Source organism: Methylomonas sp. BW4-1 (assembly GCF_052474385.1).
This window is the reverse complement of sequence record NZ_CP184125.1, coordinates 4,458,027-4,474,810: the sequence shown is the minus strand read 5'-3', so window position 1 is coordinate 4,474,810 and position 16,784 is coordinate 4,458,027. Positions and strand designations below refer to the sequence as shown.

General features: G+C 53.0%; 17 protein-coding genes. 9 read left to right on the top strand and 8 right to left on the bottom strand.

What is annotated here, in order from left to right:
* The first annotated feature begins 148 nt into the window (after positions 1-148).
* From can to ACH5Y9_RS20710, 5 genes are all read left to right on the top strand, one after another.
* A complete protein-coding gene (can, locus tag ACH5Y9_RS20730) occupies positions 149-781 on the top strand; it encodes a carbonate dehydratase (protein WP_205452110.1) in 633 nt (210 codons plus the stop codon).
* A gap of 32 nt (positions 782-813) precedes the next feature.
* Positions 814-2,373, top strand: coding sequence for a SulP family inorganic anion transporter (locus ACH5Y9_RS20725; protein ID WP_171697084.1), 1,560 nt, complete (start codon positions 814-816; stop codon positions 2,371-2,373).
* 247 nt (positions 2,374-2,620) lie between these two features.
* Positions 2,621-4,984 carry a penicillin acylase family protein gene (locus ACH5Y9_RS20720; RefSeq protein ID WP_445367426.1) on the top strand — a complete coding sequence of 788 codons (2,364 nt, stop codon included), beginning with the start codon at positions 2,621-2,623 and terminating at the stop codon, positions 4,982-4,984.
* Between the two features lie 326 nt (positions 4,985-5,310).
* On the top strand, positions 5,311-5,601 hold the full coding sequence (locus ACH5Y9_RS20715; protein WP_445367425.1) for a hypothetical protein: 291 nt from the start codon (positions 5,311-5,313) through the stop codon (positions 5,599-5,601).
* Positions 5,602-5,688: 87 nt separating this feature from the next.
* On the top strand, positions 5,689-6,039 hold the full coding sequence (locus tag ACH5Y9_RS20710; protein ID WP_445367424.1) for an immunity protein Imm33 domain-containing protein: 351 nt from the start codon (positions 5,689-5,691) through the stop codon (positions 6,037-6,039).
* Positions 6,040-6,313: 274 nt separating this feature from the next.
* Here ACH5Y9_RS20710 and ACH5Y9_RS20705 read toward each other — a convergent pair whose 3' ends face one another.
* The 4 genes from ACH5Y9_RS20705 to ACH5Y9_RS20690 are packed head-to-tail and all read right to left on the bottom strand — an operon-like array spanning position 6,314 to position 9,680.
* Positions 6,314-7,378 carry a phosphotransferase enzyme family protein gene (locus tag ACH5Y9_RS20705; protein WP_445367423.1) on the bottom strand — a complete coding sequence of 355 codons (1,065 nt, stop codon included), beginning with the start codon at positions 7,376-7,378 and terminating at the stop codon, positions 6,314-6,316.
* Positions 7,375-7,962, bottom strand: a complete 588-nt coding sequence (gene rdgB, locus ACH5Y9_RS20700) for an RdgB/HAM1 family non-canonical purine NTP pyrophosphatase (RefSeq protein ID WP_445367422.1) — start codon at positions 7,960-7,962, stop codon at positions 7,375-7,377. The genes ACH5Y9_RS20705 and rdgB overlap by 4 nt, the downstream gene beginning before the upstream one ends.
* A 5-nt stretch (positions 7,963-7,967) precedes the next feature.
* Positions 7,968-8,717, bottom strand: a complete 750-nt coding sequence (gene rph / locus ACH5Y9_RS20695) for a ribonuclease PH (protein WP_020484022.1) — start codon at positions 8,715-8,717, stop codon at positions 7,968-7,970.
* A 57-nt stretch (positions 8,718-8,774) separates the two neighbouring features.
* Positions 8,775-9,680 carry a serine/threonine protein kinase gene (locus ACH5Y9_RS20690; RefSeq protein WP_101053752.1) on the bottom strand — a complete coding sequence of 302 codons (906 nt, stop codon included), beginning with the start codon at positions 9,678-9,680 and terminating at the stop codon, positions 8,775-8,777.
* Positions 9,681-9,734: 54 nt separating this feature from the next.
* Here ACH5Y9_RS20690 and ACH5Y9_RS20685 point away from each other — a divergent pair, with 54 nt between their 5' ends.
* Both ACH5Y9_RS20685 and ACH5Y9_RS20680 read left to right on the top strand, forming a co-directional pair.
* On the top strand, positions 9,735-10,586 hold the full coding sequence (locus ACH5Y9_RS20685; protein ID WP_445367421.1) for a YicC/YloC family endoribonuclease: 852 nt from the start codon (positions 9,735-9,737) through the stop codon (positions 10,584-10,586).
* A gap of 169 nt (positions 10,587-10,755) precedes the next feature.
* On the top strand, positions 10,756-11,853 hold the full coding sequence (locus tag ACH5Y9_RS20680) for an IS5 family transposase (protein WP_445367420.1): 1,098 nt from the start codon (positions 10,756-10,758) through the stop codon (positions 11,851-11,853).
* A 267-nt stretch (positions 11,854-12,120) separates the two neighbouring features.
* On the opposite strand, the gene ACH5Y9_RS20675 is transcribed toward ACH5Y9_RS20680, so the two are convergent.
* The 3 genes from ACH5Y9_RS20675 to ACH5Y9_RS20665 form a co-directional block, all read right to left on the bottom strand.
* Entirely contained in the window at positions 12,121-12,537 is a 417-nt protein-coding gene (locus tag ACH5Y9_RS20675; protein ID WP_171697095.1) for a hypothetical protein, read from the bottom strand.
* 252 nt (positions 12,538-12,789) lie between these two features.
* On the bottom strand, positions 12,790-14,049 hold the full coding sequence (locus ACH5Y9_RS20670) for an NAD(P)/FAD-dependent oxidoreductase (protein ID WP_445367419.1): 1,260 nt from the start codon (positions 14,047-14,049) through the stop codon (positions 12,790-12,792).
* 46 nt (positions 14,050-14,095) lie between these two features.
* Entirely contained in the window at positions 14,096-14,776 is a 681-nt protein-coding gene (locus tag ACH5Y9_RS20665) for an SDR family NAD(P)-dependent oxidoreductase (protein ID WP_319962757.1), read from the bottom strand.
* A 213-nt stretch (positions 14,777-14,989) separates the two neighbouring features.
* Between ACH5Y9_RS20665 and ACH5Y9_RS20660 the strand changes: the two genes are divergently transcribed.
* Complete coding sequence (locus ACH5Y9_RS20660) at positions 14,990-15,616, top strand: DUF998 domain-containing protein (protein ID WP_445367418.1); 627 nt, start codon at positions 14,990-14,992, stop codon at positions 15,614-15,616.
* 166 nt (positions 15,617-15,782) lie between these two features.
* Positions 15,783-16,169, top strand: a complete 387-nt coding sequence (locus ACH5Y9_RS20655) for an MAPEG family protein (RefSeq protein WP_445367417.1) — start codon at positions 15,783-15,785, stop codon at positions 16,167-16,169.
* Between the two features lie 39 nt (positions 16,170-16,208).
* On the opposite strand, the gene ACH5Y9_RS20650 is transcribed toward ACH5Y9_RS20655, so the two are convergent.
* Positions 16,209-16,640 carry a DUF2721 domain-containing protein gene (locus ACH5Y9_RS20650; protein WP_205452035.1) on the bottom strand — a complete coding sequence of 144 codons (432 nt, stop codon included), beginning with the start codon at positions 16,638-16,640 and terminating at the stop codon, positions 16,209-16,211.
* Positions 16,641-16,784: the final 144 nt, after the last annotated feature.

The window sequence follows — 16,784 nt, the reverse complement described above, 5'->3', positions numbered from 1 at the left end:
ATTTTGCTTTAACCCAGATTTAGAGCGTAAAGCAATTGCCATGTAGTTTCGATTCGATATAGTATTGCCAGTAAAGACACATTCTTTTGAACAACCCGTTCCGGATCCGCTCCAGAACGCATAGTGATAGAAAATAAGGACACCCATTATGATTACACCCACGAAATTACTGCTGGAAAACAAAGCCTGGTCGGAAGAAGTCAGTAGGAAAGATCCTGATTTTTTTGTCCAGTTGGCCAAAGAGCAAAGGCCCGACTTTTTATGGATAGGCTGCTCGGATAGCCGGGTGCCTGCGGAGACCGTCGTCAACGCCAAGCCCGGCGAGATTTTTGTGCATCGCAATATTGCCAATCAGGTCATCGTCACCGATTTCAATTGCCTGAGCGTCTTGCAATACGCCATTTCCGTCTTAAAAGTTAAGCACGTTATCGTTTGCGGCCATTACGGCTGTGGCGGCGTGAGAGCGGCCTTGCAGCCGCAAAAATCCGATCTGGTTATCACCAATAAATGGCTGCTGCATATTAAAGATGTCTACCGTTTGCATCAGGAAGAGCTTGAGTCTATTGCGCCGGAGAAAAAAACCGATCGCTTGATCGAGCTGAATATCATCGAGCAAGTTTATCGCCTGGCGCATACCTCGATTATTCAGTCGGCCTGGAAACATGGGCACAAACCCACTTTACACGGCTGGGTATACGGACTGAACGATGGCTTGATCAATGAACTGATCAAGCTCGACCATAACACGCAAATCAATCCGATTTACCGCTATGCCGACTAGCATCCGGATTTTCGCAACGACTGGGTAAACCAATGACATCGCAATTGAATTCTTATATGAAACATCTGCACCAGGACTTACCGGCCGGTATCGTGGTCTTTCTGGTGGCTTTACCGTTATGCCTGGGGGTTGCGCTAGCCTCCGGTGCGCCGTTGTTCTCCGGCATTATCGCCGGCTTGGTGGGCGGCATTCTGGTTTCCTGGGCCAGCGGCTCGCAATTGAGCGTTTCCGGACCGGCAGCCGGATTGACGGTTATCGTCTTCGAAGCCATCGAAACCTTGGGCGGCTTTGGTGGTTTTTTACTCAGCGTGGTGCTGGCCGGCGGCTTGCAAATAATTCTGGGCTATTTAAAAGCCGGGGTAATTGGCGCATTTTTTCCGGCTTCGGTGATTAAAGGCATGCTGGCGGCGATTGGCTTGATTTTGATTATCAAGCAAACGCCGCATGCCACCGGTTACGATACTAGCTTCGAAGGCGATGAAAGTTATATGCAGGAGAGCGCTGAATCCAGCTTCTTCGAATTGTCCGAGGCCTTGGAAGCGATTACCCCCGGCGTTACCATCGTTAGTGCCGTGGCGCTATTGATTTTGGTGGTCTGGGATTCCGGGTTTATCAAGCAGTTCAAGCTTTTAAAGTTAATTCCCGGTCCGTTGCTGGCGGTTATTTGGGGTGTCGGTTTCAACGCTTTGGCAGTGCGTTTTGCCCCGGAAATGATGATTGGCGAAAAGCACTTGGTGTCGCTTCCCGAGTTGGGCAGTGCCGCCAACTTTATCAACCAATTGCGTCTCCCGGATTTCAGTTATTTCAGTAACCCGAAAATTTACAGCGTGGCGGTGACCATTGCGATTATCGCCAGCCTGGAAACCTTGCTGAGCATAGAGGCGGTCGATAAATTGGACCCGCACAAACGGGTTGCGCCGACCAATCGGGAGCTGAAAGCGCAGGGCCTGGGCAACATGGTCAGCGGCTTGATGGGCGGCCTACCAATTACCGCCGTGATCGTACGTAGTTCGGCCAATATCAATGCCGGCGGCCAGACCAGAATCGCGTCATTCTTACACGGCGTTTTGCTATTGGTCAGTGTGCTGTTTTTTGCGAAATATTTGAATATGATTCCGTTGGCCTGTTTGGCGGCAATTCTGCTGCAAACCGGCTACAAACTGGCCAAGCCGGCACTGTTCGTGGAGTTTTATCGCAAGGGCTGGAATCAGTTCGCGCCTTTTGCGATTACCGTGGTGGCGATTTTATTCACTGACCTGTTGTTGGGTATCGCGATTGGTATGGCGGCTGGATTCTACTTCGTCTTGAAAGCCAACTTCCACGCGGCGATTACCTTGACTCAGCACGGCGATCATTATTTGTTGCGCTTACATAAAGATGTCTCCTTCTTGAATAAAGCCTTGCTACGTAAGCATCTATCTGCCGTAACCGATGACTGCGAATTGCTGATTGACGGCTCCAAAGCGTTGTTCATCGATCAAGACATCATTGAAACCATCGCGGATTTTCTACTGGCCGCGCCGGACCGCGGTATTAATGTGGAAATCCAGGGCTTTAGCGTCTCGTGCGACGTGTCTTCGTCCGCTCACTGATGCAAAGTCAATTTCTTTAAACCGCTACAAATGGAAAGTTGCTAATCGGTTTCGGAAAACGCCGTACCGAAACCGATTTTTTGACGCATGAATTTCGAATGTTTTTGCTAGCGGAGTCTAATTGCTAAACTCCGCTTTGCTAAAAATCCCATCAGGCACCTTTTAAATTCTTAGCCCTATAATAGCCGGGGCAGTTGGCGACTTTCTCCGCGCCAATTTTTCCAATCTCCCCGAGGCTATATCAACCATGTCCAAAATGCGCGTTGCCTCCCTGTCGATTGCCGGTGTTATTGTCGGTGGAATTGCTTTGGTAACAGGGCTGTTGCTGGCATCGCTACCCGCCGAAAATGGCAAAGTAGTTTTACCCGGCCTTTCCAGTCAAGCCCGCGTCAAAAGCGATACCTTCGGTGTGCCGGACATCGAAGCAACCCGGCGGGAAGACGCCTATCGCGTGCTGGGCTACTTGCATGCCCGCGACCGATTGTTTCAGATGGAATTGATGCGCCGCAAAAGCGCCGGGCGCCTGGCCGAATTGTTCGGCGCCAAGGCACTGGACGCGGACCGCAAGCAACGTGTCTATCAAATGGATCGCGCCGCGCAACGCATCGTTGCCGATTTGCCCCCGGCTCAGCGTTTGACGCTGCAAGCTTATGTCGACGGCGTGAATCAATTCATCGGCGCTGCCCGTGTTCTACCGCCGGAATTTCTGGCGCTGCGCCACCGTCCCGAGCCTTGGCGCCCTGAAGACAGCATCCTCGTCGAGTTGGCGATGTTTCAAACCCTGAACGGCCAGGAACAGGACGAGCGCATGGTCAGCGTCATGGCCCGCGCGCTGCCTCAGGAATTGGTGACTTTCTTGACGCCGGATACTGATCCCTACGCCAAGGAATTAATCGGCGGCAGCCTACCGCGCCGCTTTAATCCGTCAATTCCGCTTGAGGCGCTAGCCAGCCTGCCCGGCACCGATTCAACGCTGGCGCTTAACCAAGCAGTGGATGCCGAAAACGTGGTGTCCGGGTCCAACAACTGGGTGGTTGCCGGCAGCAAAACCCGCGATGGCCGGGCGATGATCGCCAGCGATATGCACTTGGCGCTAAATGTGCCCAACATCTGGTACCGCGCGGATCTGAGTTATGGCAATCGCCATATTTACGGCGTGACCTTACCTGGTGCTCCTGCCGTAATCCTGGGTGGCAACGATGATGTGGCCTGGGGCTTTACCAATGTCACCGGCGACTTTCTGGATTTGATCCGCCTGGAAACTGATCCCGCCCATCCCGGCCAATATCGCACCCCGCAGGGCTGGCAAGCGTTCACCGAACACCAGGAAACCATTCGGGTTAAAGGCGAACCTGACGTGACGCTGACCTTACGCGACAGCGAATGGGGGCCGGTATCGGATCAAGATTTACTGGGTCAACCCGTGGCGATCAAATGGACTGCGCTTGAGCCGCACTTTGTGGACCTGGGCCTGATGGATATGGACCAAGCCCGCAATACCCAGCAAGCCGTGGCGGTGATGAATCGCTTCGGCGGTCCGCCGCAGAACGTAGTGATTGCTGATCGTGACGGCCATATCGCCTGGACTTACATGGGCCGCTTTCCCAAACGCCGCGGATTCGACGGCCTGATCAGCCAGTCGTGGGCCGACGGCAACTTTGCTTGGGACGGCTCTATCCCTCCCGATGAATTGCCGCGCCTGTTCGATCCGGCGGACGGTTTTATCGTCACAGCCAACAATCGTACTCTGGGGCGGGATTACCCCTATGTGATCGGCCATAACTGGTCCTTGAGCTATCGGGCGCACCGCATTGAAGAGTTGCTGAAAAATCGCAGCGGCTTGACCGAGCCGGATTTGCTGGCAATCCAATTGGATACCCGCAGCGAAATTCTGGCGTTTTACCAGCAATTGGCGCTGGACGCTCTGAGCAATCCGAGCGCGGCGGACGACAGCTTGCAAAAAGCCCGCAACGCCATCGCCGCCTGGGACGGCTACATGCAAACCGGCAGCATAGGCGCGCCAATCTTGAGTGAATTCCGCACCCAACTGGCCGGCGCAGTATTTGAGAAAGTAGTCGCGGCAGGTCAAACCCTGGACCCGCAATTCCGTTATGCCTGGCGGGAAATGGAAATGCCGCTGCGGCAATTATTGACGCAACGGCCCAAAGGCGTGCTGAACCCGCGTTATCAAGACGATTGGCAGGCCATGATCGTGGCGACCTTGCGGCAAACCGTGCAAGCATTGCGCGAGAAATATCCTGCTGTCGAGCCCGATCAATTGACCTGGGGCATGACCCACCCGGTTAATTTACGCCACCCGTTCAGCAAAGTAGCGTCTGCTTTGAGCGGCGTGCTGGACATGCCGGCCTTCGACAGCGACGGCTGCGCCAGCGTTTGCGTCAAGGTCATGGATAACGCCCATGGCGCCAGCGAACGGCTGGTCTTGTCGCCGTCGCACCCGGAAAACGCCCTGTTCCACATGCCGGGCGGCCAGTCCGGCCACCCTTTATCGGCACACTACCGCGACCAGCAGAATTTTTGGCGGGATGGGGTGGCCTTGCCGTTGCAGTCGGCGAAGGCTGGGGATGTGTTGCGTTTCGTGCCGAGGTAACGGCAGCGTTATTTGATGTCCTTTAATGTCCACTGACGAGCGGCCACCCATCAAGGTAAATCAAGCGGACGATCCGAAAGCAATCACTCCACCACCGACTATCGGCGCCTTGAGTGAATGGAAAATGACGACCCATTGCGGTCTGCCGCTCTGAGTGATTCAATGCCTGCTATTTGATAGTTACCGGTCATAGCCACCTATCGCCGATGATATACAGAAAGGAAAATCAAATGCAGATCAATAAATTATTGTCTCGTATAGCATTTTCGGGGTAGATATGCAGTTAACTATCTAATTCCTTGTTAGCGCATCTACGGAGATGAGTCATGGACCGCATATCAATATGGAAGAACATTGTCATCGCAGTCCTGATCGTTTATCCCTTTGGCATGCAATGGCTAGCTGACCTAGATCAGGCCAGAGGTTTACTTTGGTTTTATTTGCATCAATTGTATTACGTTCCAGTTGCCTGGATTGGTCCACCGTTGGTTGTGCCGGATTCGGAAGTTGGTTTTTGGGTTCAACCGTCTGGCCGCATGTTAGCGGCTGTCCTATACTTGGCACTTGTCATGCTCGGGAAGCTATCGTGGAATCTTCGGAAGCGCAAAATCAGCTAGAAGGTGCTAACGACGCCATCAACTCGGAGGAGCGAAAGCTATGCTGCGCTTCGCATTTGCGCGCCGGTTATGACAAGCGCTAGCGATATGGAAACCGCATCGGAAGCTCAAATCGACGTTTGCCGCCGTTTCAATTCGGCTGTCGTGCCCTCATCGTCGGCGCTGAAACTGGGGATTGCTATTGCCTCGCTGAGCCAACTTCCACTTAACGCGCTACGGCTTCCCCAAGAGAACGGTACATGTGGTTGGTATATTTGGGGCGGAGAGGTAATGTCAGAAGCTCCTGATTTTTTCCAGCCGCTGCATGTTTCACATGTTCCAAACTATGTGCCAAATCTATTGCCGTATCTGGCTCTTGCCCCAGGCTGGCGTGTTTTGCTCGCTCCAGGATACGAAGATGTTTGGTTTGATGATGCTGTTCTAGGTGCCCACAGCTAACAATGCAGTCAACTGGACCGCTGGGAACCGCCGTTGTTTTGGCTGGCCGCGCGGCGTCCGGTTACTTTCATCGTTGAATGTCAGCTAGCTGCGATGCAGCAGCCATACATTTCAAATCTTGAATGTCGCAAAGTGGCCGTTCCCGCCTCCAAAAAATCCTGCCGAATTTATCTCGACGCTCAAATCGGTACTTCAGTTGGTTTTGATGTGGACGGTGGCGGCTGTTTTGATCGGTGCTCAACACACCAGTTCGCGGGAATTTAGAGTGCTCTGGCTACTCCTGTCGGCACCGAGCAATCAATCCCTCCAACAAATCCTTCTGCCGCTCAATACTCCCGCACAAGGCAAATAACGCCAGCGCCCTTTCCAGGTTTTGCCGGGGTGCGTTTACCTTGAAGTACTGATTGCCGTCCAGATAATCGCTGAAAAAGCGCAGGCCCAGTTCAAACGGAATCAGCCAGATGGCCGGGTAGAGATAGTCGTAGTCGTTGGCTGTGAAAAACTCGCCGGCTTCTTGCAGGTAGCTTTCCAGTATGGTCTGGCAGCGGGCCAGGTCGAATTCGTTGTTGCTGGGGTTGTGGCAGCAGGAGCGCAGGCAGTCGCCGATGTCGTAATGCACCAGGCCGGGTTTGACGGTGTCCAGATCGATCAGGCTGACGATGCGGTCGCTGCCGAGTTCGAATAGAAAATTGTTCAGTTTCGGGTCGCCGTGTATCACCCGTTCGCACAGTTCTCCGCGCTGTTTGGCTTGCTCCAGGACGGGGATTTGTTGCTGCATCCGGTCGATAAAATCCCGGCATTCGTTAAATGCCGTATCGCAGGTGACTTGCAACGGCTGCGCCAGCCGTTGCCGATAAGTTTCAAAGTAGCTTGGCGTGATATGGAAGCCCGGCAGGGTGTCGTGCAGCTCAGCGGCGGGCAGGATGGCGCATAGCTTGTGAAAGTGTGCCAGGGCAAAGCCGACTTGGCTGGCTTCCGCCGGATTGCTGATGTACTCGCGGCTCTCGGCGGGCTCGATCAATTCCAACGCTCGCCAGACTTGGCCGCTGTCGTCCCGATAACTCGCTGATCCAGCCACAGTGGGCAGCGTGACTGGAATTTGCAGACGCACATCGGCGGCACGCTGCGAGCCGATGTGCCGATTCAGCCGTTGCAGATTAGCGATGACCTGTTCCGGTTGCGGAAATACCCGGCCGTTCAAGCCTTGCAATACAAAGCGATTGCCGTTGCTTGGGGTGACGAGATAGGTGTCGTTGATCAGGCCGTTACCGAGCGGGCTGATCTGCGGTGCGCTGCCGAGGCCGGTAAATTGTTCGGCTATCTGCTGTAGCCGAATCACAGCCCGGCAAGTTGTTGACTAAGCGCCCGCAAAGCTTGGCCGCGATGGCTGAGAGCGTTTTTTAATTCCGGGGCCAGTTGCGCCGACGAGCATTGGTACTGCTCAACCCAGAACACCGGATCGTAACCAAAGCCGTTTTCACCCACTGCTTGCCGCAAAATCCGGCCTTCCCAAACGCCTTGGGCGATGATGGGCGTCGGGTCCAACGCATGACGTAGATAAACCATCACGCAGATGAAACGCGCGCTGCGTTCTGTGTCCGGCACGTCGCGCATTTCTTCCAGTAACTTGTCCAGGTTCGCTTGGTCCGCAGCGCCGACGCCGGCATAGCGCGCCGAAATCACGCCAGGCGCGCCGCCCAACGCATCCACCGCCAAACCCGAGTCATCGGCAATGGCCGGCAAGTTGCAATGCGCCGCAGCGTTGCGGGCCTTGATGATGGCGTTTTCGATAAAGGTCGCGCCGGTTTCTTCCGGCTCGACCACATTAAACTGCGATTGCGGCAGGATTTGGTCGTTTTGCAGGATGGCCTGAATTTCCCGAATCTTGCCGGCATTACCGCTGGCCAAAACTATCGAACTCATTTCTTTTACAGCACGACTCGCAGCGGGGCTGGCTTTTTCGCTTCCCGCAATGCCGCTTGCTGTTTTTCCAGCAGCTGATTGATGCCGAACTCGGCCAATTCCAGCATCGCGTTAAGCTCGTCTTTTCTAAACGCATGACCTTCGGCGGTACCTTGCACTTCGATGAAGTGGCCGGCTTCGTTCATCACCACGTTCATATCAGTTTCGGCTTGATGATCTTCGGCATAATCCAAGTCCAACACCGGCACGCCGTTGTAAATCCCCACCGATACCGAAGCCACTTGCCCATGCAGCGGGTTTTTCTTGATTTTGTGAGTTTTTAACAGATGTTCAATAGCAATCGACAAAGCGACGAAGCCGCCAGTGATGGACGCGGTGCGGGTGCCGCCGTCGGCTTGAATCACGTCGCAATCGATGGTGATGGTGTTTTCACCCAGGGCTTTTAAGTCAATGGCCGCGCGCAAGGAGCGGCCGATCAAACGTTGAATTTCCAGGGTGCGGCCGCCTTGTTTGCCGCGACCGGCTTCGCGGTCCATCCGGCTGTGGGTGGAGCGCGGCAACATGCCGTATTCCGCGGTTACCCAGCCCTCACCTTTGCCTTTCAAGAAGCGAGGAACGCTGTTGTCGACGCTGGCGGTGCATAGAACCCGAGTATCGCCGAACTCCACTAACACCGAGCCTTCGGCATGTTTGGTGTAATTGCAGGTGAAGCGTATTTCGCGCAGTTGATCGGGGTTGCGTCCGCTTGGTCTCATATTCATCTCGCTGGTATATAAATTGCCGGCATTATACTGGCTTTACCGGGCGGATTTTTAACTATTGCCGGGACTGAGAGCCTGCTGTAACTCTGCCACGCTTTGCGGTCTATTCTCCGGAAAAACCGCCATGGCCCAATCGATGGCTTTCAGTAAATACTCGGGAAAATGCCGTTTATGCGCCTTCACGGCCGGCGCTAAATCGTCCTGTTTGATGCGATCCGGCGAGGGCTGCGGGATTTTATAATCCAGACAGGCGCGCATGCTGGCACCCACCGCATAAATGTCCGACCAAGGCCCAAGATTGCCATTGTTATCGTATTGTTCGATAGGCGAATAACCGTTGGTCAGTACCTTAGCCCGGTTGCGCTGCGGGTCCAGCGTGATTTTGCGGATAGCGCCAAAATCCAGCAGCAAGGGGTCGTTTTCGCTGCGGATCAGAATATTGGCGGGCTTGATGTCCAGATGTACCAGACCTTTTTGATGCACCGCTTCCACGCCAGTCAGCAACAGCTTGAATACCGTCAGCAGGAAGGCTTCGTTGATCGGCAGGCTGCGTTTGTGCAGGATTTTGTCTAGCGTGATGCCATAGTCGTAAGTCATCACCATATACACTGTGTCATTGGCCTGGAAGAAATTAATCACATCGACGATATTATGGTGCTTCAGCATCGCCAGCACTTTGGCTTCTTCAAAGAATAGCGAGCGGCCGCGCATGAACAGCGTCTTGGCCTCCTCATTATTGGGTACGACTAGATTATTCCAGGTGCGGTGCGCCAGCTTGCGCGGTAGATATTCTTTAATCGCCACCTGAATTTGATCGGCCAGCTGCCTGGCCAGATACACCGAGCTGAAGCCGCCGTGCGCCAATTCCCGCTCGATCATGTACTGATCTATAATGGTTCCCGATTGAAGGTAATTCCATTCCTTGGGATAAGTTTCTGGATCGTAGTATTCGGCCATGTGCAAGCTGCGCGGGTTAAGCGTAACGATTATAGGTGAAAAATGATAAGAAGCATGACCGCTTTCGCGGACGGCGAAATAAGCGCCGACAATCTGACCATCCTTTGCGAATTACGTTCGGTCAACCATCGTTACAGCGATGTTAGCGTCAAGTTGCCGGAGCGACTGCGCTTTGTCGAAGCCGACGCCCGCCGCCTGATTGCCGATAAACTCAAGCGCGGCAAAATCGAATGCGCCTTGAGTTACAAAAAACAAGCCAGCGACAACAGCTTTAATATCAATCGGGAGATAGTCGAAAAACTGTTGTCCGCTACTGCCGGCATCGAAGCCTTGATGAACAACCCGCAGCCGTTTTCCGCGCTGGAGGTGTTGGCGTTTCCGGGGGTGCAACAAGAAACCGAAACCGACAAGGAAGCGCTACGCGATAAAATCGTCCGGTTGCTGGACTCAACCCTGGACAAAATGCTGGAAACCCGCGCCCGCGAAGGTGCGCAACTGGCGCAACTTCTGGAAGACCGCTGTCAGAAGATTAATTTGCTGGTCGACGCGGCGCATAAACGTATGCCGGATGTGCTGCATAACCTGCGTAGCAAACTTACCAGCCGAGTGCTGGAGATGGTCGCCGAACCCAATTTTGATCGCTTGGAGCAGGAGTTGGTGTTGCTGGCGCAAAAGCTGGACGTAGCGGAAGAACTGGATCGCCTGGAAACCCATGTCGCCGAAGTGCTGCGCACCCTGAAACAACCGGAACCCACCGGACGCCGCCTGGATTTTTTAATGCAGGAAATGAACCGCGAGGCTAACACCTTGGGCTCCAAATCCGCTGACCGGGAAATGACGCAGATTTCCATCGATTTGAAAGTGCTTATCGAACAGATGCGCGAACAAATACAGAACATTGAATGAAGTCTCAACCAAGACAGGCGCTTAGACTTTTATCTTACTTCTCGTGCCGCATATATTTTGTGATCCCTCTAATTTAACAGGCTGGTGAAAAACTCGAAAAGCCAAGTAAGCTAAGGCATAGATGAGCGGCCAACTGTTAAAATAGGCTACCTAAATTTGGAGCCTTTCAATGCGCGGACACGATGCCATTCAAAACAGCTGGTTCAGCTATGTTAGCCTGGAAGACCGTATTCCCAAACAGCATCCGTTGCGTCGTTTACGGCTACTGGTTGATGGCGTATTGGCCTCTATGGATGCCGTCTTTGCCGAGCGTTACTCGCACACAGGCCGTCCCTCGATGGCCCCTGAAAAACTGCTGCGCGCCTTGCTGTTACAAGTCCTGTATACGGTCCGTAGCGAGCGTCAGTTGATGGAACAACTGGACTACAACCTGTTGTTTCGCTGGTTTGTCGGTCTGGGCATCGACGACGCCGTGTGGGAACGCACAGTGTTCAGTGCCAACCGCGAACGCCTGCTGTCCGAAGCCCTGAGTCGCGAATTTTTTGAGCGGGTACTGGCCATAGCCGAATGGCAAAATCTGGTGTCCGACGAACACTTCAGCGTCGACGGTAGCCTCATTGAAGCCTGGGCCTCGCATAAAAGCTTCGTTAAAAAAGACGGCAGCGGCCCGGACAAACCCGCCGGCCGCAATCCCGAGGTCGACTTCAGCGGCGAAAAGCGCAGCAACGCCACCCATCAAAGTACAACCGATCCCGAAGCCCGGCTTTACAAAAAAGGCGAATACACCGAGGCCAAACTGCGTTACATCACCCACGCCCTGTCTGAGAACCGCAACGGCCTGATTGTCGATGTCGAAACCACTCAAGCCACCGGCACCGCCGAAATCGAAGCCGCGCAAAAAATGATCAAACGCCGCGAGCCCAAAGGCGGCAGCGTCGGTGCCGACAAAGGCTATGACCAAGCGGCGTTCGTCAACGGACTCGAGTCCCGTGACATCAAAGCCCATGTGGCCCGCAAAAAGACCGGCAGTGCCGTCGATGGCCGGACCGCTCGCGGCAAAGGTTACGCCCAAAGTCTCAAGCGCCGCAAAATCGTCGAAGAAGCCTTTGGCTGGGTCAAAACGGTCGGCGGCCTGCGCAAAACCCGTCACATCGGCTTAGCCAAAGTCGCGGGTCAGGCCTTGTTTTGCTTTGCCGCATACAACCTGACGCGCATGCTCAACCTATTGATGTTCACGCCGAAACCGGCGTGGAGTGCGCCCGCCTAGGGTGAAGTTCGCCTGAAAACCGTCCACAGACGGCTTCAGGCGAATCAAAAGCCCTTGAAACCGGGGCAAAACGCTTGAAACTCGATGTCATGACCGATTTCAACTCGAAAAAATCACGAACATCGTGGGTAAGGGGAAATATCGGCGGGTTTTTCACCAGCCTGTTAAGGTTCAAACTGAGCTTGTCGGCGTTAGCGGCTCACTATTATCCGACAAGCTCAAGACCTATAATAAAGCTAAACAACACTGATAGCGTAAATTAAAGCACTACTTATCAGCGCGCTGACAAAACAATATTGCGTCTCGCCAATCCAAACCTTTTCCTGTGGCATTCTGGAAGCACTCTACTGTGTTTTTGGCATTATTAGTGCCGGCACAGAGATTAATAATATTTTGCCAATCCCAACTGATACCCTTGCCCCAGTTCACTCGGCCGTCCAGTACACTTAGAAAGCATGCGCCGGGCTCTGCGGGTTTAGTCGTTCCGGCACAGAGTTGCTTGACGTTTTTGGGCTCCCAATTCATATTTTTCTCGTCATTCCAGGGGATTTTGCCTTGCACCGAGTTAAAGCATTCTGATTCATGGTCGGAGGCTTGAACTGTCACAGGATTAAAAAACAATGCAATTGAGCCGATGGCAATTGAGGTGCGGATAAAACGGTAAATACTACTTGATGTTTTCATGAGTAAATTCCTCACTATTTAATATTGATGTTTAATATAATTTAATCTCTAAAAACTATATTTTTGGCTCGCTAATAAATTACTCGGCGGTTAGAGTATTTAGCTACCAGCTTACGCTAACTCACTATTCCATAAAAAATAGGTTTGTCGAATATTTACAAATCAACTGCAAATTTACAAAAACTCAATAAAAATAATAGGCAAAATAAATCCCTTCTATGGATTAACTCCTCGATTAATAATAACTAGAATTTACAAGCTGTTTTTCTTCAGTGCATTGGACTGCCAATACTGTGATATATCGTTATTCGAAAACCTATCTATGGAAAACTCTGCAATATCAATAGACTTTGCAGTCACATTGCCTTCAATAATTAAGTCGGCAATGATCTCTCCGAAAATTGGCGCATATTTCAAAGCTTGTCCGGCGCCCAAACAGTGGTAAAGATTAGTCAACCGGGTGTCCGGACCTAAGATAAATTTCAAATCGGGGGTAATATCGAAAAACGAATGATAGCCGCCGGCATAGACCGGCTTACCAATTTTGGGGAAACGATTAATCACCTTACCCAGATAATTATCGAGCTGTTGATGGGTAACATTAAAACTCAGCGCGTCATAAATAACGTTGGCGCCCTCCGGATTCATCACTGCCCGGCTAAACGAGCGGGCAATATCCTTGGCGCTGCGGTTGCGAGGTTGGTGCATGTGCAAAATACTGCCACGCCAGCGCCGAAAATAGGCTTGATTGACATAATCGGCAATGATGGGCATGCCTTCGGGAATGTCATCGGCGCTCACTAAAAAATTGGCAGCGTACACCGGTTCCAAAGCCACCGGGATGCTTAAGCCGATACCGGGAAATAATTCCGCGCTCCAAGCCCCGGCGGCATTGATCACGTGTTCGGCAAAAATTTTGCCCTGGCTCGTATTAATGGCGCTGATACCTTGCTCGGCATGTGCAAAGTCTATGACTTCGCAATGCTCCAGCACATCGATGCGGTTCTTTTTAGCCGCCGTTTGCATGGCATTTAATATCTGCGGCGAGTCCAACTGCAAAACGTCGGGTTCGTAATAGTAAATTTCGTCCGGCACGGTTTTTAGGGCTTGGCGGCTCAGATCCATCACGTCGCGATGAGCAAGCATCGCAAAGCCTATGCCTTCCTGTTGCAGCATTTGCTCCAGCGCCGTCCAACTCTCGGCGCGGCTGTCGGGGGTATTTTCTGCAATCCAGATTGCGCCCGGTTGCTCGTAGGGGATGTTAACGCCCCAAAGGGGTTTGAGATTTTTCCAATATTGGGTGGCCATTTTGGCCATCCTGGCGGCCATCGGCGACGCATTGGCGGAGCGGACGATGGCGCTATGCCGGGAGCTAAGACCGGCACCCAAAACTTTTTTCTCGATAATGGCGACTTTATGTCTGTTATTGCCCAGCCGGCGTTGTACCGAAAAAGCGCATGCCGCGCCGAGGCAGCCACCACCAATCACCACGGTATGATAGAGCTTATTCATCAAGTCTCCACGCAGCCTGGCGCTGCAAAGCAGTTTTCAGCGGCTATCAAGTCTTGATAGCAGACATTCCCCCATCGACATGCATGACTTGCCCGGTAATCCAGGCAGCATTTTCAGACAGTAAAAACCAGGCCATCTGGGCAATATCCTCTGCTTTGCCTAGACGTTTCAAAGGGTGCCGCGCTGCCGCAGCCTGTTTTTTGCTGTCTTCGCGCAAGAGACTTTCCGCTAATGGCGTGTCGGTCAATGACGGCGCGATAGCGTTTACCCGGATTTTTGGCGCCCATTCCGCCGCCAAGGCGCGGGTCAAACCCTCTATCGCACCCTTGGATGCAGAGACCGTGGCATGGAAAGGAAACCCGGTTTGCACGGCCACCGTGCTGAACAGCACCACCGAAGCACCCTCTGCCGCTTGTAGATTGCGCTGATAGTGCTGCAGGCAGCGCACGGCACCGATCAAATTAAGTTGAAAATCCGCAATAAACTCCTCGGGTTTGATCCTGGCGAAAGGCTTTAAATTGATAGTGCCGGGGCAATACACCAAACCTTGCAAGGGTTCATCAATGGCCGGCAATGCGTCGCTTGCTACATCGCAACTAAAATGTTTGAACACGTTCGGCACCGCAGCAGAACGGCTTAACGAGTAAATTTGACAGTGCGGCTGAGCCAAACCGGCAAGTGCCGCCCCAATCCCGCTACTGGCTCCTACAATCAAAACATTACCCATGTTGTCCTCTGTCAGCCGATCAATCCAAACAAAATCTGTCGTTTGCGGTGGGGGTGCTAATGATTTCTTCTTGTATGCGCCGTAACAGACTGAGTTTTGCACCACTAGCCCCCCGTGGTCTGAAGGCTACCTTAGAGATGCAGTTAGTCAATGCGCTGCGCACGGCTAAGCTGGACGGGATAAACTAGTGTTTTTACGTGACGAGATTTGCGGATGAATCCAGGCCGATTTGGCATCTTTAGCGGCATCGCGGCACCGGTAATCTGGCTGTCGCTGATTGGTTTGGCCGGCGCCATGCGACCGGAGTTCAGCCACAGCTATCAGTACATCAGCGAATTGGGCGAGCGCGGCAGTAGTACGGAAATACCGATGCGCTATATCGGCTTCGGGTTCGCCGGTTTTTTGTATGTGTGCTTTGCATTAGCAGTCCCGGCCACTTTGCGCGAAGGTTGGCGTTCGGCGCTGCTCGCCACGCTGATTGGTCTGGACGGCATTGGGCGTATTGGGGCCGGTGTATTCGCCTGCGACCCCGGCTGCGATGGCTTGTCTTCCAGCCAGGAATTACATAGGCTGTTTGCGATGACCGGGTTTTCCGCGGCTATTCTGGCAACACTTGTTTGCGGTGTGGTGTTCCGACGCCATGCGTGGCTGGGCATGCTTAGCGCATACTCGATTGGTAGCGGCTTGCTGGCGACGACTTTGCTGCTGCTGATGACTTGGGAGGCCAATCCTATCCAAACCCCCGGCCTGTTCGAACACTGGGCAACCGGCATGCTTTCCATCTGGACATTGGTGTTGGCGTTGCGTTTACGGCGCACTCCCGTAGCGACCGATGAATAGCGCTGTTGCTAAAAACTTTAGTTATTGCCCGGCCCTTGTAACGACACTTCGGCGCAGGCAAGTGTGGAGTGCAGTGGAGTATGAAATTTAAGGGTCTGCTTGATGGCAGGAACTTTCCAGGATTTCAATCACCGAAATTTCAACACTAAAACCGCGGGAGAATAATGTGATCAGTGCCGTATATGCCGCTTTGGCGGCCTTGCTAATAGCCGGGTTGTCACAGAGAGTTATCAAATTGCGCCGGGCCAAAAAAGTGATTTTCGGCGATGGCGGCGAGACCGATTTGCAAATCGCCATCCGCGCCCAAGGCAACGCTACGGAATACATACCGATATTGTTGATTTTATTGGCGCTGCTGGAATTAAGCGGCGGACATGCCGCGCTGCTGCATATCGGCGGCTTTGCGATCATCCTGGGTCGAATAGTCCACGCCCGGGGCTTGCTGCGTGCGAATCTGGATCAACGAGTGCTTGGCATGCAAATCACTATTTTCACCCTGATAGGCCTAGCCGTCGCTAATTTGGGCTACGCCGCTTATGCCGCATACGGTTAACTGATGCTTGGGCAATAATCTGCGGAATTGCTGGATAGCTTAAGGCCGTTTGAGCAGGGCTAAAATGCCCGTTGCCAAGATGATTTCTCTAAGAAAACACAAAAGACCGGCTATCAGCGCCAGCATTGATGCCACAAACAAAAGAGAGACCGCATCCGAGAGATCGATGGCCAATTCCACGCCGACAAACATGACGACGATGGACAGGCAAACCAGCAAGGCGCAACTGGTGCACAGGATGATGGACCATTGGTTCCAACGTGCCCGCCGCGTCAAGATTTGCAATTCCGGATGATGTTGCTCGGCTTGCGCGCCATCAAGCTCACTGAGCAAACGAAACCGGTCCACGGTGCGTCCCAGGCGGTTGGTCAATACCGCCAAAATACCGGCAACGCCGGACAGCAGAAAAACCGGAGCGACCGCTTGTTGAATCACATGAGCAACTGTCGGTATGTTGGCTATGGCATCCATAATAACTATCCGCAAAATTAAAAATAACGCATTTATCCACCCAAGCTTTAAATGCCCCGGATTCCTGATTCCCGCGACATTCAAAGGCCGGGTTTAATCGGACAAGGTAAACGCGCACCTTGCCCACTGTCGAAAAATTTTACA